Source organism: Stakelama portus (assembly GCF_003171655.1).
Taxonomy (GTDB): domain Bacteria; phylum Pseudomonadota; class Alphaproteobacteria; order Sphingomonadales; family Sphingomonadaceae; genus Sphingomonas; species Sphingomonas portus.
The window spans coordinates 265908-291987 of record NZ_QFZL01000001.1 but is presented as its reverse complement, the minus strand read 5'-3'; the positions used below and the strand labels follow the sequence as shown (position 1 = coordinate 291987).

The window sequence follows — 26080 nt, the reverse complement described above, 5'->3', positions numbered from 1 at the left end:
CAAGGAAGGGCGGCGGAAACGTCGCCCTTTTCTTTGCGCTAAAGAAAACCGATCGTCCGCTCGATCACCCAGAAGCCGCTCAATCCGCCAATCAGCAGCAGCAGGACCTGCTCTCCGCGCGCGAGAAGACTGGCGGGATGCGGCAAGTGAAACCGCTCGGCCAGTATCGGCCACAGCCGCCGCCCGGCAGCGATCGCCGCGAAGATCAGCAGCACCACCGCCACCTGCCCGATCTCCACGCCGATATTGAACGCCGCCAGCCCGGTGAGCAGATGTAGTTGCGGCATGCCCGTTTCGCGCAGCGCAGCGGCGAAACCCAGCCCGTGCAGCAGCCCGAACAGGCTCGAAACCAGCATCGGGTGCCGCCAGGTCAGCGATTCCCGGCGCCCCACGGCGATTTCCCGCGCCAGGAACATGATCGACAGCGCGATCGCCGCCTCGACCGGCGGCACCGGCACGCGCACTAGTCCCAGCGCCGACAGGATCAGCGTCACCGAATGGGCAAGCGTGAAGCCGGTCACGGCCTTCAGCACCCGCTTCGGCGACCCGGCGATCCAGATCAGGCAGAAGACGAAGAGCAGATGGTCATATCCCGACAGGAGATGATGGACGCCCATCGTCAGATATTGCCACGCAACCGCCGACCAGCTTTCGCGATCGGGCACCAATATCTGCGTTTCGCCGGGCCCGGCGAGGATCGTCCGCTCCTCGCCGGTCAGTCGTTTGACGCGCACCAGCGTGGGAATGGCGGGCGTCTTGCCCGGAAAGGCCCAGCGGACCTGTTCGCCGCTCAGCCCGTCTGCGCACCGATAGAGGCCGGTGCCCGCGCCGCGATCGGAACCGCGCATCAAGGTGCAGCTTTCGGGCAGCGTGAAGTGCGGCCCCTGCCCTCGCTCGATCGCAGGCGGCAATTGCAGGCGCAGCGCGAAAATGTCGGGCGCCTGTTCCTCGATCACGACGACCAGCGGCAGGCTTTCATGTGCAGCGGCAGGCCATGCGCATAGCAGCATCAACAGCGCCAGCATCGCGCGCAACATGACTATTGCGCAGCCTTGTCGGTCATCATCCCGCGAATTTCCGGGGAAACGCCGATATCATATCGCTCGCGCAGCCGCGCATAGCCCGCATCGGCCCGCGCCTGTTTCTGCGCCTCCACCCAATCGCGCTGCACTTGTACGACGACGGCTTCGAACGGCATCTGCCCGGCGCTGTCGCGCTCCTCGATACGCACCAGATGCCAGCCGCTGGTCGACCGGAACGGGCCCTGCCATTCGCCGATATGCGGCGCGATCGAAAACAGCCTATCGGCCATCGGCACCCCGAAATGGCTGGCGATCAGCGACTTGTCGCGCTCGGCATAGTTGAGCTGATAAACGAAGCGGTCGCCCGGCCAGCGTTGCGCCAGGACGGCATCCTCTCCTCGCGTCTGAATCGCGCGCAGCGTCTGGCGCGCGAGCCGCTCCGCGCCGTCCCAGCCGTGCAGGTCGCCGCTGAAATAGATATGCGAGAAAGTGATGGCGGGCGCCGCCGCATAGCGACCGATATGCGCCGCATAATAATCGCGCAGCTGCTGTTCGGTCGGCTTGGGCACGCCCTCCATATTGCGATAGAGAAAGTCGAGCGACTGCGCTAGCCGGCGACGGATCAGATAATCCTCATCCGCCAGCCCCAGCCGCTCGGCCTCGCGGTACATCGCCTGTTCGCGGACATATTCGTCGACCAGCGCGCGAACCTCGGCCGGGGTCAGCTTTTCCAGCCGCTTGCCCGCACTATCGTCGACCGTCGCCTGTCGCGACTGGACGAAATCGAGCAATCGCTGCCGATCGACCGCGATATGCTCGCCGGCATCGGCCCCGACCGGATTGGCGAGCGCATAGAGGAGGAACAGCACCAATCCGACGGCCAGAAAATGGACCAGCGGTTCCCGCTGCATCCCGCGCAAAATCCGATGGATACGACCGCCCTTTTCCGAACTGGTCATGCCGCCCCCGATCGCCCTTCTTCCCCTGTCCGCCGGCGTTCCGCCACGCGGATCAGGGGGTGTACCAGATCGGCGAGGTATAGGCGCGTTCCTGGATCACCATCGGCACTTCGTCCGGCAGGGTGATATGGAAATAGGCTGCTTCGTATGCGGTCCAGCGCGGCGTCGGGATTTCGAGCACGCGGACATAATAAAATGCCCGGCAATCGGGATCGAAATCGGGGTCGGTCCAGGTGGTTGCGAACTCGGCCGAACCGATCGTGTTGCGATAGGTCGCATTGGCGACGTCGACGGTATTGCCGACGGCGGGCAGCTTGCCGGTCTCTGCATCCGGCTTGCGATCGCCCGACCAGGCGACGTCATAGACACGCTCGTGCAACTGGCCGTCCTTGCCCAGCCAGCCCTTCACGACCTGAACCCGATCGAGATTTGCGCCGATCGGGTCCTTCGATGCCGCAACCATGAAACGCGGCGCCCCGCCCTGTCGCTGACGCAGCAGATCGCCGCCCATCGGTACGCCCTTGGCATAGCCGATCTGCGCATAATCCGGGCGCACGGCATCGTCGGAGGTAAAGTCCCACCCGCCGAAGAAGCGCACCTGCATGCGCGGGCCGGTGGTGGCATAAACTTCGCGACGTTCGAACGCGTCGAAAATCGCCTCGCGCGTATTTTCCGGCGCCCAGACGGCGGTGATGCCCGATGCGACCAACCCCCAGTTGATCGGCCCCATCCCGGCCATATGCTCCATCGCCCGCGTCGGCGACGGCTCGCCGTTCGAGAATTTGCCGACGAAATTATCTTCCTCGATCGCCGACAGCGATGTGTGCGAATCGGTGCCGCCGACAAGACCGAATTTGAACGGGTTTACCCCCAATTGGCTATCGTGCTGCAGCCCGAGCTTGAGCGCCGAGCGGACATATTCATATTGCAGCATCTCGGGCTTTTTGGGCACCGTGCCCATCAGGTTGCTGTCGTCCCAGGTTTCGAAATCGGCGAATTCGTCCTCGGGCGACAGATAGGGATGCGCTTCGCCATCTCCCTTGATCTGTGTCGCTTCGACCAGCGGCTCCCAGCGCGCACGGCGGCGCGCATAATCGGCGGTAAAGGGATTTCCGTCCGACATGGTCGGTGCGAACATCCGCCCGTTGCTCAGATTGCCGTTATGCGGGATCGCCAGAACCTTGGTTCCGCTGACATTCTCATAACGTTGCAGCGCGTTCCACAGATCCTCGGGCTGACGACTGTCCTGCCCCGTAAAGGGCCGGGTGCCCGCAAGATCGGCGGCATTGCCGCGAAAGATGACGTTGCGGTGCAGATTGTCGCCCGAAATCGTCGCGCTCCATTCATAGCCGATCAGCGCAGTGAAATGTCCCGGATCGTTATAGCGTTCGGCGGACGCCATCGCATCGTGCCACACGCTTTCGCGCACGCCATCGGGCAAGGCGTCTTCGGGACGATTGTCCTGCAACGTCTTGAGCATGTCGAGCAGGTAGAGAACGCGATTGCCCTGCGCGAGCAGCTCCGCCCAGCGTTTGCCCACCGGCCAGTCGGCGAGTGCGGAATCATGTTCCGCCAGCCGGACATGGATGCCCATATATTCGGAGTGATCGGTAACCGCGAGGAAATCCAGCGGTCGCCCCAGCTTGACCTTCAGCCCCGACCCGGTCTGCACTTCCTCGCCACGCGCGAAGCGATATGCCTCGTCCGGCGACATCACCGTATTGCCGTTGATATAGGCGTCCGGCGAATAGTTGGTGTGCAGGTGCGTGTCGCCCCAATAGAGATTGGTCCTGGTCTGATCGGCGCGATGGGGCGGATAGATGCGCGGCGAAGGCGTGGGCGCAGGCGCCGGAGCTTCCTGAACCTGCGCCCGGGCCGGCTTTTCCGGCTCCGTGCCCTGCAATTGGGATGTCAGCAGCAGGGGGGTGAGACAAACCGGAGCCACAAGGAGCCATTTACGCTTCTGTTGCACCGGTTGCTCTCCCGTACGGGCCGAACGGCCCGCTTATTGTCTTCCTCACCCCCCTGCCGGGGTCCTTGTCCGAACTCAGCGGGCTTCGTTGCCGAAGCGATAGCCGAGACGGAAACCATACATGCGCGGCGCCCCATAGGTCAGCGTCGAAACGCCGAGCGTATTGCTGAGCGGCAGGCCGCCAAGCACATAGTCCTTGTTGGTGGCGTTGGTCATGAAGAAGGACAGGTCGAACGGCTCGCCGCCGACATTGCGCCAGCTGGCGCCCAGCGTCAGCAGCCCATATGCGTCCTTCAGCGAGAAGGGGTCATCATAGGGCACGACCCGCGTCTTGTCCTGCCAGTCGAAATTGGCCGAGATCGAAATATCGCCGATGCTGCTGGGCAGCGGCAGGCGATATTGCGCCCCCACGCCGAACTTGTACGGCGGGACCGTCGGATAGACCGGAAGGATCACGCCCGGCGAGAATTTGGTATAATCGAAATCGGTATAGGCGAACTGGCCGTTCAGCGTCAGGTCGCCGATATAGGCGGTCCCTTCGATTTCGATACCGTCAATCTGTGCCTCGCCGGCATTGGTGACGACGGTGACCGGCCCCATCGTGACCGGCGAAATCGTCGTTTCCTGAAGCTGGATATCGCGATACCATTGACGATAGGCGGCGATATTGGTGGTGAAGCGGAAATCGCCCGAACCGAAACTCAGCTTCGCGCCCAGTTCGATGTCGGTGACCGTTTCCTTGCCGAACACCTGATCGGCGACCGGCACGTCACCGGCAAGGTTGAACCCGCCCGAACGAAAGCCCCGGCGCGACACGACATAGAGCAGCGTATCGCGGTTCGGCGCGAAATTGAGTCCGATCGTCCAGGTCGGCGCCTTGAAGTCGCCCGAATTTGCCAGCGTGCAATCAGCGCCCGCAAAAGGTGAGAAGCACGCGCCGTTCAGCAGGGTTTCCCTGTTTTTGCGACCGATCGTTTCCCATGTGTAGCGGGCGCCGGCAGTCAGGCTGAGCGTGTTGGTGATGTCGAAATCACCCTGGGCAAAGACAGCCCGGGACGATTCGAACTGTTTGAACCCCACGTCGCGCGGACGCCCCAACGTGACGTTGCGGTGAAGCGTGAAATTATCCTCTTCGGGCTGGTTCAGGTAGAAGAAGCCGGCAACCCAGTCGAGATTGCCACCGAAGCTGTTCCCCTGGAGCTGGATCTCGTTGCTGATCTGGCGCGTGACATAGGGGATCGACTGCGACTGGATCGGGTCGAACACGGGATAGATGGTGCCGTCGCCGTCGATCGTCTGCGCATATTTCGAGCGGCTATAGGCAAAGATGTTGCGCAGCGTGATCGTATCGCTGAGGTCGATACTCGTCGTATTGGTGACCGACCAGCGACGCATAAAGCCCCCCATGTCGGCGCTCAGCGGCACCTGACGCCGGATGCCGAGGGCATCCTGGGCCGCCAACTGCGCAGCCATTCCCGGGAAGAACAGGTTGACCGGATGCGCCGGCGAAGGGTTGACCGATTTCAGGATCGACGAAACCCCGTTGTGATCGACCTTCACATAATCGGCGACCAGCAGATTCTCGACGCCGCCAAACTGCGCGAGCAGCGAGCCACGAACCGAAAAATGATTGCTGTCGTCAAGGTCGAGGCCGTTGGGATGCGACGGCGTGCTCTGGGCAATGGTGAAGCCGTCACGCTTTTGCGCATTGGTCGCGACGCGGAGCGCAAGGCGGTCGGCAACAAGCGGAATGTTGATCGCCGCATCGATTTCGCGATCGCCATAATTGCCTGCGGTCGCAGTGACATGCCCGCCAAAGTCCATCGTCGGACGACGGCTCTGAATCAGAATCGCGCCGCCGGTCGTGTTGCGGCCGAACAAGGTGCCCTGCGGCCCCTTTACCACCTGCACATTTTCCAGGTCGAAGAACAGCCCGTTGGCGCCCAGCGCGCCGCCCGGCGACCCCGCCTGCGCGCTGGTCGGCAGCGGCACTTCGTTCATGTACATGATCACCGCCGGGATGCCGCCGGGGGTGAAACCGCCCTGACCGCGAATGCTGATGATCGGCGTGTTGCGATACGGACCAGTCGCACTGAGCGACGGTGTCGACGCCTGAAGATCGGTGACCGATTCCAGGTTGCGGCGCGTCAGCTCTTCCTGCGACACGACGGAAATCGCGATCGGCACGTCCTGCAGCGTCTCTTCGCGACGGCGCGCAGTGACGACGATTTCGTCGGAGGGACGCACCCCCGCCGGAGTTTCCTGCCCACTGCTCGCACGATCCTGCGGTGCCGTGCTGTCCTGAGCAAAGGCAATTCCCGGCTCGAGCAGCATTGCACCGAGCGGAATCGCCATGAATCGAATCATTCGTGAATTTGCCATTCCATCCCTCCCATTGGCCGGGGTCCGACTTGCAATGTCGTGACCTCTCAAGGCTCTTCGCTACGCTTATATGATCATGTCTTTATGCATCGCTGCACGATTCGTAGCGTGGGCACTCTATTTTTACGTTTGCTTCAGGTCAATCGCCCGCGTTCGCTACCTTTGCGTTTTTCGTAATTTATTTGACGATTCACGACGCATGCGCGGTCAGATCGGGACGCATTTGCCGCAACAAGCGTGCAGTCCCCTCGATCCGATGCGCAAAAAAATCCCGCGCAGCCGCCACCATTCGACCGGGCAAGATACAGGGCCCGGCCGCGTCGCTTCTGTTCAGCGCGCGAATTTAGAGGATGCGGGCGACGCGAAGGTCGTATTTTATAGTGGAAATGGCGATCACAGTTTCGACGTGATGCACCCCGGGCAGCGACAGGATCCTGTCCGACGCCATCGCGTGCAATGCGTCGAGATCGTTGAAGATCGTAGCCGCCAGCAGATTGAAGCGCCCCATCGTGATGATCAGTGCCCCGATCTTGGGATCGCGTTCCAGTACCTTGCAGATATCCGGAATCTTTTCGAGTTCGGCCTGCACGCGAATGAATGCGAGACGAAACCGTTCGCCGGGGGCAAGCGTGGTGATCGCCGTGAAACGGATCAGATTATCGCGCTCCAGCCGCTTGATACGGCTGCGCACCGTGCCTTCGGTGACGTCCAGATCGGCCGCGATCTTGCGGTTCGAAATGCGCGCATCTTCGGCAAGCAGTTCGATCAGTTTCTTGTCGAGCGCGTCGAGATTCGGATTGGTCATAGCGGCTAGTCGGAAATCGCGTGGTCGAAGCTGTACTTGACGATGTCCACCGCGATGGACGGCGTCATCGAACGAATGCCGCGCACGCCCGAAAGGCGTTCGAGCATGAAGCGCTTCAGCGCGTCGAAATCCTCGACCGCGATCAGCAGGTCGATATCGTAATTGCCGTTGACGATATGCGCCGCGAAAACCTCGGGAAACCCGGCCAGTTCGACCGCGGCTTCGGCCGCCGGTCGATTATCGAGCTGAATCGCCAGCTGGATCAGCACATTATGGCCGTGCGCCGCGAAATCCGACACCGCGATCACGCGCAATTGCCCTGCCGATTCCATCTGGCGAATGCGCGAGGATACGGTGTTGGCGGTCAGCCCCAATTCCTCGGCAATTTCGCGATTGGTGGCGCGGCCGTTCCCCCTGAGCTTCTCGATAATCGCGCGATCGGTTGCGTCGAGTTTATTGTCGTACCTGTCCGACAAGTGTCAGGCTGCCTCACTTGATTTGAAGCGTCCTCTCTCGACCCTTTCGGGCTGAGAGGTCAATGAATTTTCGAAAAAACCTGGAATCGCACCACTGCTGGCGCGGATCGCGTAGCGTGACGGCGCGAAACGTTAGGGGGCGACATGGCGCCGCCCCCAAGCGATCGCGTCAGGCGCCGGCGCCGACCATCATCTTCATCCACGCCCATTCATGCCCCCATTCGCTGGGCGTGTCATGGCTGGTCGTTTCCCAATTGGCCGGATCGATCACCAGCCCGTCATGGCCGACCTCCATATCGAACCCCGACGGCGTCTTCATATAGAAGCTCGTGACCTTGTCGTTGGTGTGCTTGCCGATCGATGCCGATTCCGCGACGCCGAATTCCGACATGCGCGCATAACAGGCCTTCACATCCTCAAGCGTCGTCATTTCCAGCATCAGATGGACGCAACCGCCCGGCATCGGCGGCAATTGCCCGAACGCGATCGAATGATGCCGCCCGTTATCGGCATGCATGAACGCGAACGGAATACCCGGATCGTCCGGCGTGCCCAGAAAGTGGAAGCGCGGCAGGTCGGTCGGATGGAAGCCGACAATTTCGTTGAAGAATTTGTACGATTTGTCGAATTCGGGCGCCGCGAACACGGCATGGCCCATACCCAGTTCGCCGGTCACGAATCCCGCCACGCCGATCGGTGAGACAAAGGGTTCGTCGCTCACCGAATCGCCGGCATAGAATTCCAGCCCGTTGCCGGCCGGGTCCGCGACCGAGAAAAAGGCATCGACGCCGCGAATCTTCGCTTCTTCCGCGCCGCCCCAGCGCACCGCATGACCCGCCGCCTCAAGCCGGCCCGCGAGCGCGTCGAGCGAGTCGCGCGAATCGATTCGGTATGCCGCCGCAATCAGCAGCTCCCCGTCGCCGCCCGCATCGACGATGCGAAAGCGGAACGGGCGTTGATCGATGCGATAATGATCCGCCCCTGCATCCGGAGCATCGCCCTTCATCGCGCCCACTACCTTGCAGAGATAGGTTTCCCATTCTTCGCGCTTGTCGGTTTGCACGATCACATAGCCCAGACATTCAATTGCCATTTTCTCGATCCTCACGTCGGCGCGCTCCGCAGTGCCGGAGCCGCTTCCGGTTTCTCTCCATTGCCGGGCCCGAGCGGCGCCGTCGCAGCAACATGGTCTGCGCCCGAGCTCCTTGCGGCCGCCCCTCACCCGTCCAGACCGCGATATGCACAAGAATCGCGTCCGCAATAACGTATATGTTCAGCGATATGCATTTTCAATTGACGATTTGCGTAGTTTATATCTATTCAAACTTCGCGTATGGATAATATCGACGCGGCACAGCCGTGAATTGAGGAGGTCTGAATGGTAACCCTGGCAGAGGCGTCTGCGCCTGCCGAGGCGCCTTCCGCGGAAACGCTGATTGCGCGCTCGAAAGCGATGATTCCCACGCTCAAGGCACGGGCGAGAAAATGCGTCACCGAACGCAACGTCCCCCGCGAATCGATTGCGGAAATGGTCGATGCGGGCTTTTTCCGGGTGCTCCAGCCGAAACGCTATGGCGGCTATGAAATGCACCCCAATGTGTTTTTCGAGATTCAAAAGAATCTCGCCGAGGGCTGCATGTCTACCGGCTGGGTCTATGGCGTCGTCGGATGCCACCCCTTCCAGCTCGCGCTGTTCGACGACAAGGCGCAGCAGGAAGTGTGGGGTGACGATCCCGACATGCTCGTCTCATCGACATATCAGCCGGTCGGCAAGGTCGAACGGACCGAAGGCGGCTTCTATCTTTCCGGCACCTGGGGCTTTTCGAGCGGTTCCGTGCATTGCGGCTGGGTGCTGCTCGGCGCGTTCGTCCCGCCCGAGGAAGAAGGCGGCACGGTCGACATGCGCACCTTCCTGCTTCCGCGCAAAGACTATGTGATCGACGAGGACCAATGGCATACTTTCGGGCTTCAGGGCACCGGCAGCCACCACATCATCGTCGATCGCGTCTTCGTTCCCGAACATCGCACGCACAGCGCGGCAGCGTCCTTCTTCGGCAACAACCCAGGCTATGCGGTCAATGACGGCGCGCTCTATCAGATGCCCTGGGCACAGTTGTTCGTCCGCTCGGTAAGCTCGTCGGCATTCGGCGGCGCGCGCGCGGCGATCGATGCCGCCATCGACATCATGCAGAGCCGCGTATCGACCAACACCAAAAAGGCGTCGAAGGACGATCAGGTGCTGCAGGGTGCGATCGCCGCCGCGCAGGCGCAGACGATCGAAATGGAAATCGCGCTGGAACGCCAGTTCGATGAAATCATGGACATGATGAATCGCGGCGAACGGATGACGCTCGAACAGCGGGCCTTGTACGTCTATCAGTCCTCGACCGTCGCCAAGCGCCTTGCGCAGCTGGTGGACGCCATGGTCGAGCGGCTTGGCGGGCGCGCCATCTATTTGTCGAGCGAGATCATTCAGCCCTGGCTCGATCTCCAGGCGGCGCGCGCGCATGTCGCGAACGATCCGTACAATCGTTCCCCCGATCTGGTCGGCGTTCTTGTCGGCCAGCCGCCCGCGTTCGCGTTTCTGTAAGGGGAGAGATAAAGATGACCGATCTGGTACGTCGCAGCCATACCGGCTCAAGCGGCTATGAAATCAGCTTCGCAGTAGCGGGACCGGAAACCGGCCCTGTCTGCGTTTTCCTCCATGGCAGCGGGCCGGGTGCATCCGGTTTGTCGAACTTCCGCGGAAACTATGCCGCGTTCGTGGCCGCGGGCTATCGCGTCTTCCTGCCCGACCTGGTCGGATATGGCGAATCCGAAAAGCCCGAGGGGATCGACTATACGCTCCAGCTTTTCACCGATACGATCTACGAAATGCTGGCTGCCCAGGGTGTCGACAACATCGTGCTGGTGGGCAATTCGCTGGGCGGCGCCATCGCAATACAGTTGACGCTCGATCACCCCGAATTCGTCCGGGGCCTTATTCTGATGGCACCGGGCTCTATCGAAGAACTGCCGGTATATTTCCAGATGCCGGGTATCGCGCTGATGGGTCAGGCCTTCATATCGGAGGAATTCACGATCGAAAGCCAGCGTGCGGTGGTGACGGCGCTGGTCCATCCCGATTTCCGCGATCAGATCAGCGACGAACTGATCGCCGAGCGGTTCGCAGTCGCCAGGAAACAGCCCAAGGATGTGCTGATGCGCATGCGGACGCTGAACCTCGGGCCGCGTCTTGGCGAAATCGAGCAGCCCATTTTCGTGATGTGGGGCGAAGAGGACAAATTCTGTCCGTCGAGCGGCGTCGAGCATTTCTTCACCGCCGGCTGCAATGTCCGCGCAATACGCTTTGCCAAGGTCGGCCATTGGTGCCAGGTCGAGCGTCGCGATGAGTTCAACGCCTATGCGGTCGCGTTCCTTAATGGGCTCGGCTGATTCGCATGCGTCGGCCCTGTACGCGGCGCTGCGCGAAGGTCGGACACTGCCGCCGCTGAGCGAGACCGACGACTCCCTGACCATTGATGACGCCTATGGGGTGAGCCTGGGTGTCTTGGAGCGCCGTGTTGTCGATGGCGAGCATGTGGTGGGGAAGAAGATCGGAGTTACCTCGGCGGCGGTTCAGGAGATGCTGGGGGTGCATCAGCCCGATTTCGGGTTTCTGACCGATGCGATGTGGGTGGAAGGCGCGATCGATGTGGGGGCACACCGGCTGATCCAGCCGCGTGCCGAAGCGGAGATCGCGTTTATCCTTCGCGACGGGCTGAAGGGTCCGGGGGTGACCCCTGCCGATGTCGTTGCCGCGACCCAGGCAGTCGCCCCGTGTTTCGAGATCGTCGACAGCCGCATCGCCGACTGGAAGATCGGGATCGTAGACACGGTGGCCGACAATGCATCGTGCGGAGTGTTCGTGCTGGGTGCCGAGCGGATCGATCCGGCGGGGCTCGACCTGCCCAACCTGCATGTCGCGGTCCGCAAGAACGGCGAGCCGCTGTCCGAAGGCTATGGCCATGCGGTGCAGGGCGATCCGGCGATGGCGGTGGCATGGCTGGCGAACACGCTGGGCGAATATGGCGTCAGCCTTGATGCGGGCGACGTGATCCTGTCGGGATCGCTGGTCCCGCTTGCTCCGGCAGTGGCGGGCGACCGGTTCGACATGGTGCTTTCCGATGCACAGGGCGCAGTGATCGGATCGTGCACCGCGCAATTTATCTGAAGGAACAGGGCATGGAACGGGTGAAGGCCGCGATCATCGGCTCGGGCAATATCGGCACCGATCTGATGATGAAAATGATCCGCTATCCGCAGAATATGGAACTGGTCGCGGTGGTCGGCATCGATCCGGCTTCCGAAGGGCTGGCAATGGCGCGCGAACATGGCATCGCCACCACCCATGAGGGGATAGAGGGGCTCAAGCAGTTGCCTTGCTACAAGGAGATCGGCATCGCGTTCGATGCGACCAGTGCCTATGCGCACAAGCTGCATGACGAAGCGCTGCGCGCCGACGGGATCCAGGTGGTCGACCTGACCCCCGCCGCGATCGGGCCGTTCACGGTGCCGCCGGTCAACATGCACGCCAATCTCGATCAGCCCAATGTCAACATGGTCACCTGTGGCGGACAGGCGACCATCCCGATGGTCGCGGCGGTCAGTCAGGTCGCGACGGTCCATTATGCCGAGATCGTGGCGTCGGTATCGTCGCGTTCGGCCGGACCCGGCACGCGCGCCAATATCGATGAGTTCACCCGTACCACCGCCAATGCGATCGAAAAGGTCGGCGGCGCGGCAAAGGGCAAGGCGATCATCATCCTCAACCCCGCCGAACCGCCGATGATCATGCGCGACACGGTGTTCACCTTGTCCGAAGGCGCCGATGAGGACGCGATCCGTGCCTCGGTCGAAGCGATGGTCAGGAAGGTGCAGGAATATGTCCCCGGCTATCGCCTGAAACAGGCAGTGCAGTTCGAACGCTATGGCGACAATAACAAGCTGCACATCCCCGGACGCGGCGACTTTACCGGAGTGAAGACATCGATCTTCCTCGAGGTCGAAGGCGCGGGCGATTATCTGCCCAGCTATTCGGGCAATCTCGACATCATGACCGCGGCGGCCAAGGCAACCGGCGAACTGCTCGCGCAGCGGCGCATGGCAGCGACAGCAGCGTAAGGAACGAGAACATGGCCAGGTTCGACGTCGCTTCGGGCGACAAGCTCTATATCCAGGACGTGACGCTGCGCGACGGGATGCATGCGATCCGCCACAATTACGGGATCGATCATGTCCGCGCCATTGCGGCCGCGCTCGACAAGGCCGGAGTCGATGCGATCGAGGTCGCGCATGGCGACGGGCTGAACGGCATGAGCTTCAACTATGGGTTCGGGGCGCATACCGACTGGGAATGGCTCGAGGCGGTTGCAGATGTGCTCGAAAACGCCGTGCTCACCACGCTGATCCTGCCCGGGGTGGGCACTGCCGAGGAACTGCGGCGCGCCTATGACATCGGCGTGCGATCGGTGCGCGTTGCGACCCATTGCACCGAAGCCGATGTCAGCAAACAGCATATCGGCATCGCGCGCGATCTGGGCATGGACGTGTCGGGGTTCCTGATGATGAGCCACATGATCGACGCCGATACGCTGGCGAGCCAGGCGTTGCTGATGGAAAGCTATGGCGCGCAATGCGTCTACGTCACTGACTCAGGCGGCGCGCTCGACATGGACGGCGTGCGCGACCGGCTCGCCGCCTATGACCGGGTGCTGAAGCCCGAAACGCAGCGCGGCATCCACGCGCATCACAATCTCTCGCTCGGCGTCGCCAACTCGATCGTCGCGGCGCAAATGGGCGCGGTACGGATCGACGCCAGCCTTGCCGGCATGGGCGCGGGTGCAGGCAATGCGCCGCTCGAAGTGTTCATCGCCGCGGCGGACCGCAAGGGCTGGAACCATGGCTGCGACGTCATGGCGCTGATGGACGCGGCCGAAGACCTGGTCCGCCCGCTCCAGGACCGGCCGGTCCGCGTCGACCGCGAAACGCTCAGCCTCGGCTATGCAGGCGTCTACTCGTCGTTCCTGCGCCACGCCGAAAAAGCCTCCGAAACCTATGGCATCGACACCCGCGACATCCTTGTCGAACTCGGCAAACGCAAAATGGTCGGCGGCCAGGAAGACATGATCACCGATGTCGCTCTCGATATGCTCGCGGCGCAAAAAGCCTGAGGCTATGCCCGTATCATTTCCGGCGATTTGAGAGATGGTACGGGCGGTCGGACTCGAACCGACAAGTTGTTGCCAACGGCGGATTTTGAATCCGCTGCGTCTACCAATTCCGCCACGCCCGCGCGGGGAGGCAAGCCTATAGCGGCTCCCGCACGGCTCGCAACCGGAAACGCCCCATTCAGGCGGTTTCCGCTACAATATCCCACCAGCCGCGCCCATGGCTTTCAAGGCCCGTAAGCTGACGCGTAAGGGCATTGGCCACGACAGGATCACCGGCCATTTCAGGCGGGAATATCTCTGTGATCGCCAGCAACCGCCGAACCCGCGCCGCAGCGTCGCTTGCGCCCGCCAGCGCCGCAGCGGTGCGCTGCGCCAGCGGATCGTCCACCACAAATGCCGCGCCGCTTTCATCCACGCCCGATTGCCAGCGCATCCACGCCGCCACGGCAAGCGCGAGCCGGTCGAAACCCTGCCCCGCCGCGCGCCGTGCGGCGATGGTGGCGAGCAGCCGCTGCGGCAATTTCTGCGATCCGTCGATCGCGATCTGCCGCGTGCGATGGGCAAGCGCGGCATTGGCGAAACGCGCCATCAGCTCTTCGCGATAGGCGGCGATGTCGAGCCCGGGTGGCACAATAAGTGTCGTTTCGGCTTCATCCCATAAGGCTTTAACGAACCGGCGGCCGGCGGGAAGCGCAACAAAGCGATCGACGGTCTCGATCCCTGCCAGCCCGCCCAGATAGGCGATTCCCGAATGCGCTCCGTTGAGCATGCGCAGCTTCGCCGTCTCCCAGGGTTCGACACGCGGCGTAAGCTGCACGCCCAGCGCCGTGAAGTCGGGGCGCGGTCCCGCGAAATGATCCTCGATCACCCATTGCAGGAACGGTTCGGTCTTCACCATGCCGCGATCCTCGACACCCAGCAGCGTCGCCAGCCGCGCGACATCGTCGGGCGTCGTCGCCGGCACGATCCGATCGACCATCGTCTGCGGAAACGCCCCCTGCGTAGCGATCCATCGGGCAAGGTCGCGATCATGCGCTTCGGCAATGGCGAGCACCGCAGCGCGCAGTCGCTCGCCATTGTGCGGCACATTGTCGCAGGAGATCGCAGTGAAGGGCGCAAGCCCCGCCGCGCGACGCCGCGCCAGCCCCGCGACCAGAAAACCCGGCGCGGTGCGCGGCGCCGAGAGGCATGACATATCCGCCGCGACATCGACATCCCCGGTGCGCAACGCGCCGGTGGCGGGATCGAGATGATAGCCTTTTTCGGTCACGGTCAGCGTCACGATATGCGTGTCGGGCAATGCCAGCGCGGCAACCACGGCGGCAGGGTCCTCCGGCGCGACTATGAGCGTGCCGACTGCGCCGATGATGCAGGCCTGCTCGCTGTCGCCTTCGCGCGTCACCAGGGTATAGAACCCGTCCTGCGGCGCCAGCTGGTCGCGCACGCCCGCCGAACGCAGCGAGACGCCGGTAATGCCCCATCGCGGGTCGCCCGATTCGAGCGCGGCTTCGAACACCGCCGCCTGATGCGCGCGATGAAACGCGCCGATGCCCAGGTGCACGACACCGCTGCGCACGGCGCAACGGTCATAGCCGGGGCGCAATATCGCGTCGGGCAAATCGCCCAGCGTCGCTTGCGAAAGCCTCAAATCCGGTACGCCTTCTTCACCAGGTCATAGGTCAGCGCATGCGCGACTTCATGCGCCTCATCCTCGGGCAGGCGATGTTCGGCGACCAGCCGCGCCAGAAAGCCGCAATCCATCCGCCGCGCGACATCGTGCCGCGCCGGGATCGACAGGAAAGCGCGAGTGTCGTCGTTAAACCCGACCGTGTTGTAGAAACCGGCGGTTTCGGTGGTCGCCTCGCGGAAGCGGCGCATCCCCTCCGGACTGTCATGGAACCACCAGGGAGGCCCGATGCGCAGCGCGGGATAATGACCCGCCAGCGGCGCGAGTTCGCGCGAATAGCTGTCTTCGTCGAGTGTGAAGAGAATGATCGTCAGCGCCGCTTCATTGCCATAGCGATTGAGCAGCGGGCGCAGCGCGCGGACATATTCGGTGCCGCTCGGCACATCGGCACCCTTGTCGCGCCCGAACCGCGCCATCACCGCATCATTATGGTTGCGGAATGCGCCGGGATGGATCTGCATCGTCATCCCGTCCTTCAGGCTCATCCCCGCCATTTCGGTGAGCATCTGCGCGCGGAACAGCTCGGCCTCTTGCGGCGTGAAGCTGCCCGAGCGGATGCGGGCATAGAGCGCCGCGGCATCGTCCGCCGACAGGTCCGCCGTAGCGGCGCTGGGATGGCCGTGATCGGTCGCGGTCGCGCCACCAATATCGCGAAAATAGGCGCGGCGATTTTCATGCGCGGCGAGATAGCCCTGCCAGCTAGACACATCCTCACCGGTGATCGCGCCGAATTGCGCCAGCTTGTCGGCGAACCCCTCGAACTCCGGGTCCACCACCGGGTCGGGGCGATAAGTGGTGATGACGCGCCCGCCCCATCCGCTCGCCGCAATCGCGCGGTGATGGTCGAGCGAGTCGAGTGGCCCTTCGGTGGTCGCGAGCAGCTCGATATTGAACCGTTCGAACAACGCACGCGGACGGAAATCATCGGTGCGCAGCGCCGCGTCGATCGTGTCGAAATAGTGATCCGCATTGGCGGCGCTCAGCACTTCGTCCAGCCCGAACACTTCAGCGAACACCCAGTCGAGCCACATGCGCGACGGCGTCCCGCGAAACAGCGGATAATGCGCGGCAAAGCGCCGCCAGATCGCGCGCGAGTCCGTTTCGATCCGCCCGCCATCGCGGCGCGGCACGCCCAGATCCTCAAGGCGGACACCCTGGCTATAGAGCATCCGGAACACATAATGGTCGGGCACGATCAACAATTGCGCCGGATCGCCGAACGCAGCGTTTTCCGAAAACCAGGACGGATCGGTATGCCCATGCGGGCTGACGATCGGCAGGTCCTTCACCTGCGCATAGAGGCGGCGCGCAATCGCACGGACATTTTCCCCGGCGGGAAACAGCCGGTCGGGATGGAGCATGAGCTGGGTCATCGATCGGGTCCTGTCGACACTGGGCACGCTAGTTCAGGCAAGCGTTTCGAAACGGAAATCGCCGAATATCGCTTCATCATGTCCGGCGGCATAAGGCCCGGTCTGCGCGACTGCCAGATCAGCAGGCCGGAACCGGCGTCGAGGGTGGAGCCCGCCCCTTCCCTCTCCGCCGCAACGACCAGCGCGAACGGCAAGCTCCCTAGCCCCGAAAATTGCCTGTCTGCACGCGATCATGTTCAGCCCAGTCCGGTATTGCGTGCCCAGGCGCGCCACAGATCGGTCCATGCCTCGACCGGCTTGCCGATCGCCTTGCGCAGGCCAAAGCCGTGGCCGCCATGTTCGAACAGATGCGCTTCGACGCGGATACCCTTCGCCTTCAGCGCCGCGTGGAGCAGCAGCGTATTGGCAACCGGCACGACATCATCATCCTCGGCATGGAGCAGGAAATGCGGCGGCGCATCCGCCGGCACGTTGCGGTCCGGCGAATGCGCGGCTTCGAGTGCGGGGCCAGGGTTGGGTCCCAGCAACAGCGCGCGCGATCCGGCATGCGCAACGGCGGCGTCCATCGACACGACCGGATAGATGGGCGCCGCGCAGATCGGTTTGGCCGAAAGCGTGTCGGCGTCATCGACCGGCTGATAGGTCGCCGTGGCGAAACGCGTGCTCAGATCGGCGCACAGATGCCCGCCGGCGGAAAAACCCATGATCGCAACGCGCTCGGGATCGATGGCATAGGTCCGGCACCGATGGCGGATCAGGCGGATCGCGCGCTGCGCGTCCGACAGCGCGACATCGGGGCCCGCCGCCCATCCATCGCCCGGCAAGCGATAGAAAAGCACAAAGGCCGTGAAACCGCGCGCGGCCAGCCAGCGCGCCATTTCATAGCCTTCCTTGTCCACGACGACATGGCGATAGCCGCCGCCGGGAAACAGCAGCACCGCGGCGCCATTGGGGCGATCGGGACGGAATACCGCCATGCGCGGATTGGTGATGCCCAGTACCGCCCGATCGGTGACGAGTTCGTCGGTCGATCGTTCGGTCGTCACTTCCCGGGGCGGGTTGGCGGGCATTCCCGGCGCGCCGCCCGGCCACAGGTCGATCGTCTCGGTCGGTTGGGGAAGCCCCGGCGGATCCCCGCCATCGGCATGCGGCGGCACCGTCTGGGCAAGGACGCCGCCGCCGCCAGTCATGGCGACAAGAAAGCCCGCACCGAGCAACGATCTGCGATCCCGGTTCACGTGCGGGCTTCCCCCATTTTTCCTGTCGACCAGACTATATCTGCACCCGGACGCCGGCCATGAACACGCGCCCGAAATGGTTATATTCGTAATTGCGCTTCGACGGCTCGTTCACCCAGCGCTTGCGATAGGTGTCGAGCAAATTGGTCCCGTCGATCGACAATTCGATCTGCTCGGTCAGCTTGTAGCGGATCGAGGCATCGACATTGGTCGTGTCGCCATAGCCTTCGAAGATATTGAAATTGCCGCTGGTGCCGTCGGCATATTCGCCGCGATAGGCGACCGAAGCGCGGATCGAGAGGCGGCCATTGTCGTAATAGATGGTCCCGTTCGCAGCGGTTTTCGCAAGATCGAGCAGCGGCCGCGAATAGATCGCCGTTCCGCCGGAGCTGATCGAACCCGACGGGTTCACGCTCGTCCCGGGCAGCGACATGGTATAATCGACATTGCTGTCGACCAGCGTGACGTTGCCGAGCACGCCGAAATCGCCGAGCGATTCGCTGAAGACCGAGAAGGGCAGCTGGAAGGCGAATTCGACGCCCTTAAGATCGGCACCCGGTCCGTTGACGCTCGTCTTGAATGTGAACGGAATATTCGGGTTATAGCTGCCGCTCGTCGTATCGACGACTGCGTTATAGGCCGGGGTACCCACTGTCAGCAGCGACGTCGGCAGACCGCTCGACGCATAGGTTCCGGTGAAGGTGCTGGAGATGGGGAAGCTTTCGATCTGCTTGGCGAACAGCGCCACCGACACGATCGCGCCAGGTGCGAAATACCATTCGAGCGCGGCATCGAACGTCGTCGCCCGATAGGGATCGAGATACGGATTGCCCGAGCTGATCGAATAGTTGAACTGGTCGACCGAGCCGCCCGGCGTCAGGCTGCCCAACGACGGACGCGTGATCACCTTGGCAATCGCTCCGCGCAGGATCAGGTCGTCGCGCAGATGCAGGTTGAGGTTGAACGAGGGCAGCACATCGTCATAGCTGCGCTCGACCGTGACATAGCTGCCGCTGTTGAAACCGCTCGACAGCTGCTCGGTGTGCACATAGCGCACGCCCGCATTGCCGGTGATCCGCATGCCCAGCAGCCAGGTTTCGAAATCGACCTGGCCATAGCCGCCCGTCACCTTTTCGCTGACGTAGCGCTGCTCGCCCTGTTGCAGGCCGGGCGTGCGCGCATACAGGCCCACTGCATCGGCGGCGGCATCCAGATCCGGCTCGACCCAGCTGGTGGTCGTTCCCGACGGCTGCCCTGCATCGCCCAGGTTGAAGATATTGGCGATGCTGCCGGTCACCGGCATGCCATATTGTCCCGGGGCACAAGCGAACGCCGCGCAATAGGTGCTGTCGCGGCGATAGCCGACCGTATCGAACGTATATTTGCGATAGATGCCGCCCGCCTTGAACGTGAAGCCTTCGACCACGTCATAGGCAAGGTCCAGTCCGAAGGTCTGGAACTTGTTGGTCAGCGACGAAGGACGGTCACGAAATTCGGCCAGCTGGAACGCGGTGGGATCGTCGATCCCTGCGCCGAACGAAAGCACCGGCTTGTACATGTCCGAATAATCGAAACTGTAATCGGTCGCGTCGCGATCATCGAAGATCAGCGTGGTTTCGACCGGGATATCGGCGTCCGACCGCGAAAAGCCGCCGCGCAGCGTGGCGCGGAAGGAATCGCTGAACTCCTGATCGATCTTGCCCGAAATCTGATAGAATTCGGTTTCGCTTTCGCGATGATAGCGCTCGGTGCGAACCCATGCATTGTCGACCGTGCCCGCGACCATGTTGCCCGCCGAATCGAGCGTATAGCTGGTCAGCGAAATCGACTTCTCGTTCGACCGGAACAGCACTTCGGCCCAATGTTCGTCTCGGTCTTCCTTGAAGTCCGAATAGAGGCCGTCGATCGAAATATGCGTCCGATCGCTCGGCGCCCACTGAATCGACGCAGTCGCGCCAAGGCGTTCGCGATCGTGGCTCACCTCGCCATAGCGCGGAATGCGCGGGTGAAAGGCAAGCGCCGCTGCATCGCAATCGGCGCTGGAGACATAGGCGCCGCCCGCATAGCAGGGGGTGCCGTTGACCGATCCGAACGACGCCTGTTGCCAGCGGACCGTGTTGTTGCCCAGCTCCAGCGTCGTATATTTGCTCCACGCCACCGATGCCGAAACGCCGAATGTCTGGTCCGCATTGGTCCAGCCGATCAGCCCGGCAAGCCGCGGCGCAATGTCGTTGCCCAGATCATTATACCGCGCCTGCGCCGAAGCGACGAACGTGAAGCCGGGATCATAGGCAAGCGGATTGCCGGTGTTGAGATCGACAACCGCGCCCAGCGAACCTTCATCCAGCGACGCTTCGGCGGTCTTGTGCACGACGATCGAATTGAACAGTTCGGAAGCGAACACATTGAAATCGAATGCGCGGTCGCGGTTGGCCGATGCACCATCGGTCGATGTGGCGATCGTTTCCATGCCGTTGACGCGGACGCGCGTGAACTGCGCGCCCAGGCCGCGAACGGTAATCGCGCGGCCTTCGCCCGCATCGCGCTGAATCGAAATGCCGGGGATACGCTGCAGCGATTCGGCCAGATTCTGATCGGGGAATTTGGCGATATCCTCGGCCAGGATCACATCGACCTGCGACGTCGCGTCGCGCTTGGCCGCGACTGCGGCATTGAGCGATTCGCGATAGCCGGTGACGATGATCTCGGCGCCTTCGACCACGTCCTGCCCGGACGTGCCGGGCTGCGGCGCGCTGTCCTGCGCCCAAGCGATTTGCGGCACCATCAGCGCGCTGCCTACCAGCAGCGCCGATTTGAGCGATATTTGGGAAAATCTGCGTTTCATGGAACCTCCCCGTTCTGCCTCTTGATAGAGTGACACCGGTGTCCACGAACATTGCAGGCGACGCGATCTTTGCCTGTCGCTTGCGCTCTCCAGGATCACCTCAACCCTAATCCGGTCTTATTGGTAACCGGTGTCATTAGTTATTGCCCAGCCGGGCACCTTCTGTCAAGAAACGCGCGAGAGAGGAGCAAAACCATGCGAAAATCAGCCATTCGCGCCATGATCGGCGCCTTGTCCCTGCTCGCCTTTGGCCTTGCGACGCCAGCCATGGCCGCGCAACGCGATCCGACTCAGGGCGGCCAGGGCGGACGCATTATCCGCGTCACCACACTGGCCAAGGACGGTCCCGGCAGCCTCGCCGCGGCGCTTGCCGAACAGGGCCCCCGGATCATCGTTTTCGAAGTCGCCGGCACGATCGACATGGCGCGTTCGACGTTCGACATCGAAAACCCCTATGTCACCATCGCCGGCCAGACCGCGCCCTCTCCCGGCATCACCATCATTCGCGGCGGCATCGATGTGCGCACGCATGATGTGAAGATCAGCAATATCCGCGTCTTCACCGGCGCCGATGGCGCACCGCATCTCAGCGACTGGGAAGCCGACGCCTTTTCCACCGTCGCGGCGCATAATGTCGTCGTCGAAAACTGCACCTTTCTGTGGGCGGTGGACGAGAATATGTCAGCGTCCGGCCCGCGCTTCGGCGGCGGCAACACGGTCGAGGACTGGCGCGCCAATACCAGCCACGACATTCTGTTCCGCCGCAACCTTGCTGCCGAAGGTCTCGCCAATGCCAGCCACCCCAAGGGCGAGCACAGCAAGGGATCTCTGGTCCATGACAACACCACCAACATCGTCTTCGACCGCAATATCTGGGCGCATAATGTCGAGCGTTCGCCGCTGGTAAAGGGCGGGGCGCAGGTGCTGATGATCAACAACCTGATCTTTGACCCCGGCCATCGCGCGGTGCATTACAATCTGATGGACCTCGAATGGGCGGGCCATGAACCCGTGACCGGCGAGATCACCGCAGTCGGCAATGTCATGCGCGCGGGATATGATACCGATGAAGGCCTCCCCTTCCTCACCATCGGCGGGGTCGGCGACCTGAAATATTATGGCCGCGACAATATCGCGGTCGATCGCTGGGGCAATCCGGGGCCGATGTTCGGTCGCTATGGCGTGACCAAGGCGAAGATCCTCGAATCCGATGCGCCGCTCGCCAGCCTCGATGGCTATGACATCCTGCCCGCTGCCGAAGTCGAAACCACGTTGCTCGCGACGGCGGGTGCGCGGCCCTGGGATCGCGGCCCTGAGGAACTGCGCGTGCTCTATTTCATCGCGGAGGGTCGCGGCGAGATCCTCGACGATGAAAAGGAAGTCGGCGGCTATCCGCAGATCGCGGAGACGCACGCACCCTTTGTCGAGGCGGATTGGAATCTCGACACGATGACTCCCAAATCGGGCCTCTATCCGGGGCAGAAGCCGGGCGCGCAGGAGCATCTCTCGCCGCGCGATCGCGAAATGCGTAGCGGCCAGCAATAATGCTGGTCCCGCTGTTCCTCGGAATGGCACTGGCGGGGCCGGAGCAGGACGCTTCGGCCCCGCAACCCGTACCGGCACAAGGGTGGCGATCGATCAGGCAGACACAGTCCGCCGCGAACCGCCGCCGCATTGGCAGAGCGGCGCTGAACCGCTGTCGCCGATCATCGCCTGTCCGGTGCCGCATGCTGCCGAATAGGTGCGCTCAACTCCCCGGCTGGATATAGGGCGCCGTCGCCCACAGCTCGCGCTGCCAGCGGCGCGGATCGTTCACCATCGCCAGCCGATCGTCGATCACCAACGTCGCGCGTTCGGGCAGGCGATAGGGCGTCCAGCGATCGAACCCCGGCCGGCCGTTGCGCGCCATTCCGGCAAATGCGGGCATCATCGCGTCGCGGATCGCACGCGATTCGGCGCCCGTCCCCGAATAGCTGCCCGGCGCGTCGAGCGTCCCGAAGATATAGGGAATATCGTCGGTATGCGCCGCGCCGCGCAGCGGATCGACCGGCGACTGGCGATCGAACTGATAGACCCAGGTCCGTTCCGCGCCCGCCGCGGCACGCGCATCGGCTTCGATCACCTGCCCCGGCCAGCTGCGCCCCGCCGTCGTCACGGCATAAAAGACGCGCTCGACGCTCCAGTCGGGATATTGCGCGCGATATTGCGCGATCACCCATGCCGGATCGAGGTCGATCTTGATTTCGCGGCTGATCCGCTCGGCAAGGTTGCTCCAGTCGATCCCCGCCAGCTTCGGCCCGCGCGGATCGATGAAAGCGCGCGTTTCATCGCGCATATTGCCCAGGATCATCGGAATGCCGAGCGATTGCGACGCGGCGTCCGGCCAGAAGGGATGGCGCGGCAAATTGGTCATGTCGAGCACGGGGCCGAAATAGACGCGCCCGCCCAATATCGGATCGGTGGCATCCAGCGCGTCGGCTATCCGCTGCCACGGCATCGCGAGCAACGGATCGGCGGACCTGCCGTCCAGGCCCAGACTCGCCATTATTGCCTGCGTCCGCGCCCAGGCATTGCCCGGGCCGCTGGCAGTTACCTGCTGCCCGCTCATCGTCGCCGCGCTGTGGAACAGGCCATCGGCGGCGGGCATCGCCATCAGCGTCGCGATCTTCGCGCCCCCGCCCGACTGGCCGAACACCATCACCCTTTCGGGGTCGCCGCCGAACGCCGCGACATGATCGCGCACCCATTGCAGCGCCACGATCAGATCGAGTTGCCCCAGATTGCCGCTGTCGGCGAACCGCGAGCCAAAGGGTTTCAGCCAGCCATAGCCGAACAAATTGAGCCGCTGGTTGACCGTGACGACTACGACATCGCCGTCCGTGGCGAGATGCGGACCGCGCGTCAGCGGATCGGTGACGCTGCCCGCCAGATATCCGCCACCATGGAAATAGACCATCACCGGACGTTTCGCGCGCGGGTCGGCATCCGGCGTCCAGATGTTGAGGAACAGGCAATCCTCGTCCATCGGCTGATCGCGCAGCCCCAGCTGCGGCGCGAGCGGCCCGAACGCCGTCGCATGCACGGGCTGGCCGGGCCAGGGTTCGCGCACCGGGCGGGCGAAACGTTCCGCCCGGGCATAGCGAATGCCCAGAAACGCCAGCGCATCGCCATCGCGGATGCCGCGATACGGCCCGGCCACAGGCTCGCGTGCAAATGCCCGAACGGGCGATGCCGTCAATGCAGCGGCGCCACTCGCTGCCGAAGCTGCCAGAAAGGCGCGACGTCCCAGTTTCTCATCGCCGGACATCGCCCCCTCCCGGATGAAATTCCGTCAGATCCCGTTCGCTCGCCAGGATCATGTCACCGGGCACTCCGTGCATCAAGGTCGCCAGCGCCAGGCCCGCTTCCGCCATTTCGCGGACGCCTGCCCCACCCAGATAGCGGTGCAGCACCCCGGCGGCAAAGGCATCGCCGGTGCCGATCCGGTCGACGATCCCGGTGATGTCGATCTCATCGGTCTGCCAGCCGCCATCGCGAACATCGATCCGCGCCGCCAGCTTGTGATGCTGGGCATCGATTACGTTGCGCGCAGTCGATGCCATCAGCTGCAGCCGGGGAAACAGCTCGAATGCAGCCTCCGCAGCCTCGCGTCGGCGATCCTCGCCGTCGCCGCTGAATTCCGATCCCAGCAACAGCCCGACATCGCGGTGATTGCCGAACAGGATCGTCGCCTCGCCGATCAGTTCGGTCAGCACGCCGCGCGGATCGCTGTCCCATGCCGACCAGAGATTGCCGCGATAATTGCCGTCGAACGCGATCGGCACGCCGGACTCGCGCGCCGCCGCAACCGCCGCACGCGCCAGATCGCATCCGCGCGGCCCCAGCGCGGGCGTGATGCCCGACATGTGCAGCAGCCGAGCACCCTTCAGCGCGTCGGCAAAACCCAGATCCGCCGCATCGGCTTCGGCAAAGGCGCTGCCGGCACGGTCATAGGTGACACGGCCGGGTCGCGGTCCCGCTGCAGGCTCATAGAAGTACAGCCCCATCCGTCCGGCGCGGGTTACCAGCGCGCCGGCATCGACGCCCGCAGCAGCCATCGCCCGGCGCGCCGTGACACCCAGATCATTGTCGGGCAGCACGCTCAGCATGCGCGACGGCGTGCCCAGGCTTGCCAGTGCGGCGGCGACATTGGCCTCGGCACCGCCGACATTGACGTCGAGCGTCCGGGTCTGTGCCAACGGTATGGCTGCCGGCGGCGAGAGGCGCAGCAGCATCTCGCCGAAACAGACGACCGGGCCGCTGCCCGGGCGCGCAGCGCTGCTCATCGCGCCAGCCAGCCGCCATCGACTGCCAGGATATGCCCCTGCACATAATCGGCAGCACGGCTCGACAGGAATACCGCCGCCCCGCCGATATCCTCGGGGGCGCCCCAGCGGCCTTCGGGAATGCGCTCCATGATCTGGCGATTGCGCGTTTCGTCCGCCTGCAATGCGGCGGTGTTGTTGGTGGCGATATATCCCGGCGCGATCGCATTCACGTTGATGTGTTTGGGCGCCCATTCGTTGGCGAGCAGCTTGGTCAGCCCCGCCACACCGCTTTTCGACGCGGTATAGCTCGGTACGCGGATACCGCCCTGAAAGCTGAGCATCGAAGCGATATTGACGATCTTGCCGCGCCCGCGCCCGGCTTCGACGCCCTGCACCATCCGCTTCGCCGCCGCCTGACAGAGGAAGAACACCGATTTGAGGTTGGTGTCCATCACCGCGTCCCAATCTTCCTCGCTGAATTCCAGCGCATCGGCACGCCGGATAATGCCGGCATTGTTGATCAGGATATCGAGCCCGCCCAGCTTCTCGACCGTTTCGGCGACCACATCATTGACCGGTTCGATCGACGACAGGTCGGCGCGGATGATCTCGCATTTGCGGCCAAGACCGCGGATCAGCTCCGCCGTTTCGTCAGCAGGGGAACGGCCCACGGCAGCGACATCGGCGCCGGCCTTTGCCAGCGCCACGGCAATACCCTGACCGATGCCGGTATTGGCACCGGTCACCACCGCGACGCGGCCGGTGAGGTCAAACAACTTCATTTCAGACACTTCCTCCGCCA

The 26080-nt window shown here is 63.2% G+C and carries 20 protein-coding genes and 1 tRNA gene; 6 read left to right on the top strand and 15 right to left on the bottom strand.

Annotated features, from left to right (window positions below; translation table 11 throughout):
- Positions 1-38: 38 nt before the first annotated feature.
- From DKB74_RS01255 to DKB74_RS01225, 7 genes are all read right to left on the bottom strand, one after another.
- On the bottom strand, positions 39-1037 hold the full coding sequence (locus DKB74_RS01255; protein ID WP_109806301.1) for a HupE/UreJ family protein: 999 nt from the start codon (positions 1035-1037) through the stop codon (positions 39-41).
- A 2-nt stretch (positions 1038-1039) separates the two neighbouring features.
- A complete protein-coding gene (locus DKB74_RS01250) occupies positions 1040-1981 on the bottom strand; it encodes a peptidyl-prolyl cis-trans isomerase (protein WP_109806300.1) in 942 nt (313 codons plus the stop codon).
- 52 nt (positions 1982-2033) lie between these two features.
- Complete coding sequence (locus DKB74_RS01245; RefSeq protein ID WP_205007829.1) at positions 2034-3953, bottom strand: DUF3604 domain-containing protein; 1920 nt, start codon at positions 3951-3953, stop codon at positions 2034-2036.
- Positions 3954-4028: 75 nt separating this feature from the next.
- Entirely contained in the window at positions 4029-6308 is a 2280-nt protein-coding gene (locus DKB74_RS01240; protein ID WP_161956764.1) for a TonB-dependent receptor, read from the bottom strand.
- 370 nt (positions 6309-6678) lie between these two features.
- Positions 6679-7140 (bottom strand): Lrp/AsnC family transcriptional regulator, encoded by a 462-nt coding sequence (locus tag DKB74_RS01235; RefSeq protein WP_109806298.1) that lies wholly within the window; start codon positions 7138-7140, stop codon positions 6679-6681.
- Positions 7141-7145: 5 nt separating this feature from the next.
- Entirely contained in the window at positions 7146-7616 is a 471-nt protein-coding gene (locus tag DKB74_RS01230; RefSeq protein ID WP_109806297.1) for an Lrp/AsnC family transcriptional regulator, read from the bottom strand.
- A 169-nt stretch (positions 7617-7785) separates the two neighbouring features.
- A complete protein-coding gene (locus DKB74_RS01225; RefSeq protein ID WP_109806296.1) occupies positions 7786-8709 on the bottom strand; it encodes a VOC family protein in 924 nt (307 codons plus the stop codon).
- Between the two features lie 285 nt (positions 8710-8994).
- On the opposite strand from DKB74_RS01225, the gene DKB74_RS01220 reads away from it, so the two are divergent.
- The 5 genes from DKB74_RS01220 to dmpG are packed head-to-tail and all read left to right on the top strand — an operon-like array spanning position 8995 to position 13828.
- Positions 8995-10206 (top strand): acyl-CoA dehydrogenase family protein, encoded by a 1212-nt coding sequence (locus DKB74_RS01220; RefSeq protein ID WP_109806295.1) that lies wholly within the window; start codon positions 8995-8997, stop codon positions 10204-10206.
- A gap of 14 nt (positions 10207-10220) precedes the next feature.
- Positions 10221-11051: an alpha/beta fold hydrolase gene (locus DKB74_RS01215; RefSeq protein WP_109806294.1), complete on the top strand. Its 831-nt coding sequence runs from the start codon at positions 10221-10223 to the stop codon at positions 11049-11051.
- A complete protein-coding gene (locus DKB74_RS01210) occupies positions 11038-11829 on the top strand; it encodes a fumarylacetoacetate hydrolase family protein (protein WP_109806293.1) in 792 nt (263 codons plus the stop codon). Before DKB74_RS01215 ends, DKB74_RS01210 begins: the two co-directional genes overlap by 14 nt.
- Positions 11830-11840: 11 nt before the next feature.
- The gene (locus tag DKB74_RS01205; protein WP_109807039.1) at positions 11841-12779 is read left to right on the top strand and encodes an acetaldehyde dehydrogenase (acetylating); all 939 of its coding nucleotides are present in this window, start codon (positions 11841-11843) and stop codon (positions 12777-12779) included.
- 11 nt (positions 12780-12790) lie between these two features.
- A complete protein-coding gene (gene dmpG / locus DKB74_RS01200) occupies positions 12791-13828 on the top strand; it encodes a 4-hydroxy-2-oxovalerate aldolase (protein WP_109806292.1) in 1038 nt (345 codons plus the stop codon).
- A 35-nt stretch (positions 13829-13863) separates the two neighbouring features.
- Here the strand turns inward: dmpG and DKB74_RS01195 are convergent.
- The 5 genes from DKB74_RS01195 to DKB74_RS01175 all read right to left on the bottom strand — a co-directional run bounded on the left by DKB74_RS01195 (position 13864) and on the right by DKB74_RS01175 (position 20971).
- Positions 13864-13950 (bottom strand) — tRNA-Leu (locus tag DKB74_RS01195).
- A gap of 56 nt (positions 13951-14006) precedes the next feature.
- Positions 14007-15476: a mannitol dehydrogenase family protein gene (locus tag DKB74_RS01190; protein WP_109806291.1), complete on the bottom strand. Its 1470-nt coding sequence runs from the start codon at positions 15474-15476 to the stop codon at positions 14007-14009.
- The gene (gene uxaC, locus DKB74_RS01185) at positions 15473-16888 is read right to left on the bottom strand and encodes a glucuronate isomerase (protein WP_109806290.1); all 1416 of its coding nucleotides are present in this window, start codon (positions 16886-16888) and stop codon (positions 15473-15475) included. The genes DKB74_RS01190 and uxaC overlap by 4 nt, the downstream gene beginning before the upstream one ends.
- 236 nt (positions 16889-17124) lie before the next feature.
- Entirely contained in the window at positions 17125-18126 is a 1002-nt protein-coding gene (locus DKB74_RS01180) for an alpha/beta hydrolase (RefSeq protein ID WP_239987323.1), read from the bottom strand.
- A 34-nt stretch (positions 18127-18160) separates the two neighbouring features.
- Positions 18161-20971: a TonB-dependent receptor gene (locus tag DKB74_RS01175; RefSeq protein WP_109806288.1), complete on the bottom strand. Its 2811-nt coding sequence runs from the start codon at positions 20969-20971 to the stop codon at positions 18161-18163.
- Positions 20972-21166: 195 nt separating this feature from the next.
- Between DKB74_RS01175 and DKB74_RS01170 the strand changes: the two genes are divergently transcribed.
- Positions 21167-22516 (top strand): pectate lyase family protein, encoded by a 1350-nt coding sequence (locus DKB74_RS01170; RefSeq protein ID WP_109806287.1) that lies wholly within the window; start codon positions 21167-21169, stop codon positions 22514-22516.
- A gap of 202 nt (positions 22517-22718) precedes the next feature.
- On the opposite strand, the gene DKB74_RS01165 is transcribed toward DKB74_RS01170, so the two are convergent.
- Genes DKB74_RS01165 through kduD form a run of 3 tightly spaced genes read right to left on the bottom strand, consistent with a single transcriptional unit; the run spans position 22719 to position 26060 of the window.
- Positions 22719-24278: a carboxylesterase/lipase family protein gene (locus DKB74_RS01165; protein WP_109806286.1), complete on the bottom strand. Its 1560-nt coding sequence runs from the start codon at positions 24276-24278 to the stop codon at positions 22719-22721.
- Complete coding sequence (locus DKB74_RS01160; RefSeq protein ID WP_109806285.1) at positions 24265-25296, bottom strand: sugar kinase; 1032 nt, start codon at positions 25294-25296, stop codon at positions 24265-24267. The genes DKB74_RS01165 and DKB74_RS01160 overlap by 14 nt, the downstream gene beginning before the upstream one ends.
- Entirely contained in the window at positions 25293-26060 is a 768-nt protein-coding gene (gene kduD, locus DKB74_RS01155; RefSeq protein WP_109806284.1) for a 2-dehydro-3-deoxy-D-gluconate 5-dehydrogenase KduD, read from the bottom strand. Before kduD ends, DKB74_RS01160 begins: the two co-directional genes overlap by 4 nt.
- Positions 26061-26080: the final 20 nt, after the last annotated feature.

Excerpts from the sequence above, each read along its gene's own strand:
- DKB74_RS01255 (WP_109806301.1), bottom strand. The coding sequence starts at position 1,037 with ATGTTGCGCGCGATGCTGGCGCTGTTGATGCTGCTATGCGCATGGCCT.
- DKB74_RS01250 (WP_109806300.1), bottom strand. The coding sequence starts at position 1,981 with ATGACCAGTTCGGAAAAGGGCGGTCGTATCCATCGGATTTTGCGCGGG.
- DKB74_RS01240 (WP_161956764.1), bottom strand. The coding sequence starts at position 6,308 with ATGGCGATTCCGCTCGGTGCAATGCTGCTCGAGCCGGGAATTGCCTTT.
- DKB74_RS01235 (WP_109806298.1), bottom strand. The coding sequence starts at position 7,140 with ATGACCAATCCGAATCTCGACGCGCTCGACAAGAAACTGATCGAACTG.
- DKB74_RS01225 (WP_109806296.1), bottom strand. The coding sequence starts at position 8,709 with ATGGCAATTGAATGTCTGGGCTATGTGATCGTGCAAACCGACAAGCGC.
- DKB74_RS01220 (WP_109806295.1), top strand. The coding sequence starts at position 8,995 with ATGGTAACCCTGGCAGAGGCGTCTGCGCCTGCCGAGGCGCCTTCCGCG.
- DKB74_RS01215 (WP_109806294.1), top strand. The coding sequence starts at position 10,221 with ATGACCGATCTGGTACGTCGCAGCCATACCGGCTCAAGCGGCTATGAA.
- DKB74_RS01210 (WP_109806293.1), top strand. The coding sequence starts at position 11,038 with ATGGGCTCGGCTGATTCGCATGCGTCGGCCCTGTACGCGGCGCTGCGC.
- DKB74_RS01205 (WP_109807039.1), top strand. The coding sequence starts at position 11,841 with ATGGAACGGGTGAAGGCCGCGATCATCGGCTCGGGCAATATCGGCACC.
- dmpG (WP_109806292.1), top strand. The coding sequence starts at position 12,791 with ATGGCCAGGTTCGACGTCGCTTCGGGCGACAAGCTCTATATCCAGGAC.
- uxaC (WP_109806290.1), bottom strand. The coding sequence starts at position 16,888 with ATGACCCAGCTCATGCTCCATCCCGACCGGCTGTTTCCCGCCGGGGAA.
- DKB74_RS01175 (WP_109806288.1), bottom strand. The coding sequence starts at position 20,971 with ATGAAACGCAGATTTTCCCAAATATCGCTCAAATCGGCGCTGCTGGTA.
- DKB74_RS01170 (WP_109806287.1), top strand. The coding sequence starts at position 21,167 with ATGCGAAAATCAGCCATTCGCGCCATGATCGGCGCCTTGTCCCTGCTC.
- DKB74_RS01165 (WP_109806286.1), bottom strand. The coding sequence starts at position 24,278 with ATGTCCGGCGATGAGAAACTGGGACGTCGCGCCTTTCTGGCAGCTTCG.
- DKB74_RS01160 (WP_109806285.1), bottom strand. The coding sequence starts at position 25,296 with ATGAGCAGCGCTGCGCGCCCGGGCAGCGGCCCGGTCGTCTGTTTCGGC.
- kduD (WP_109806284.1), bottom strand. The coding sequence starts at position 26,060 with ATGAAGTTGTTTGACCTCACCGGCCGCGTCGCGGTGGTGACCGGTGCC.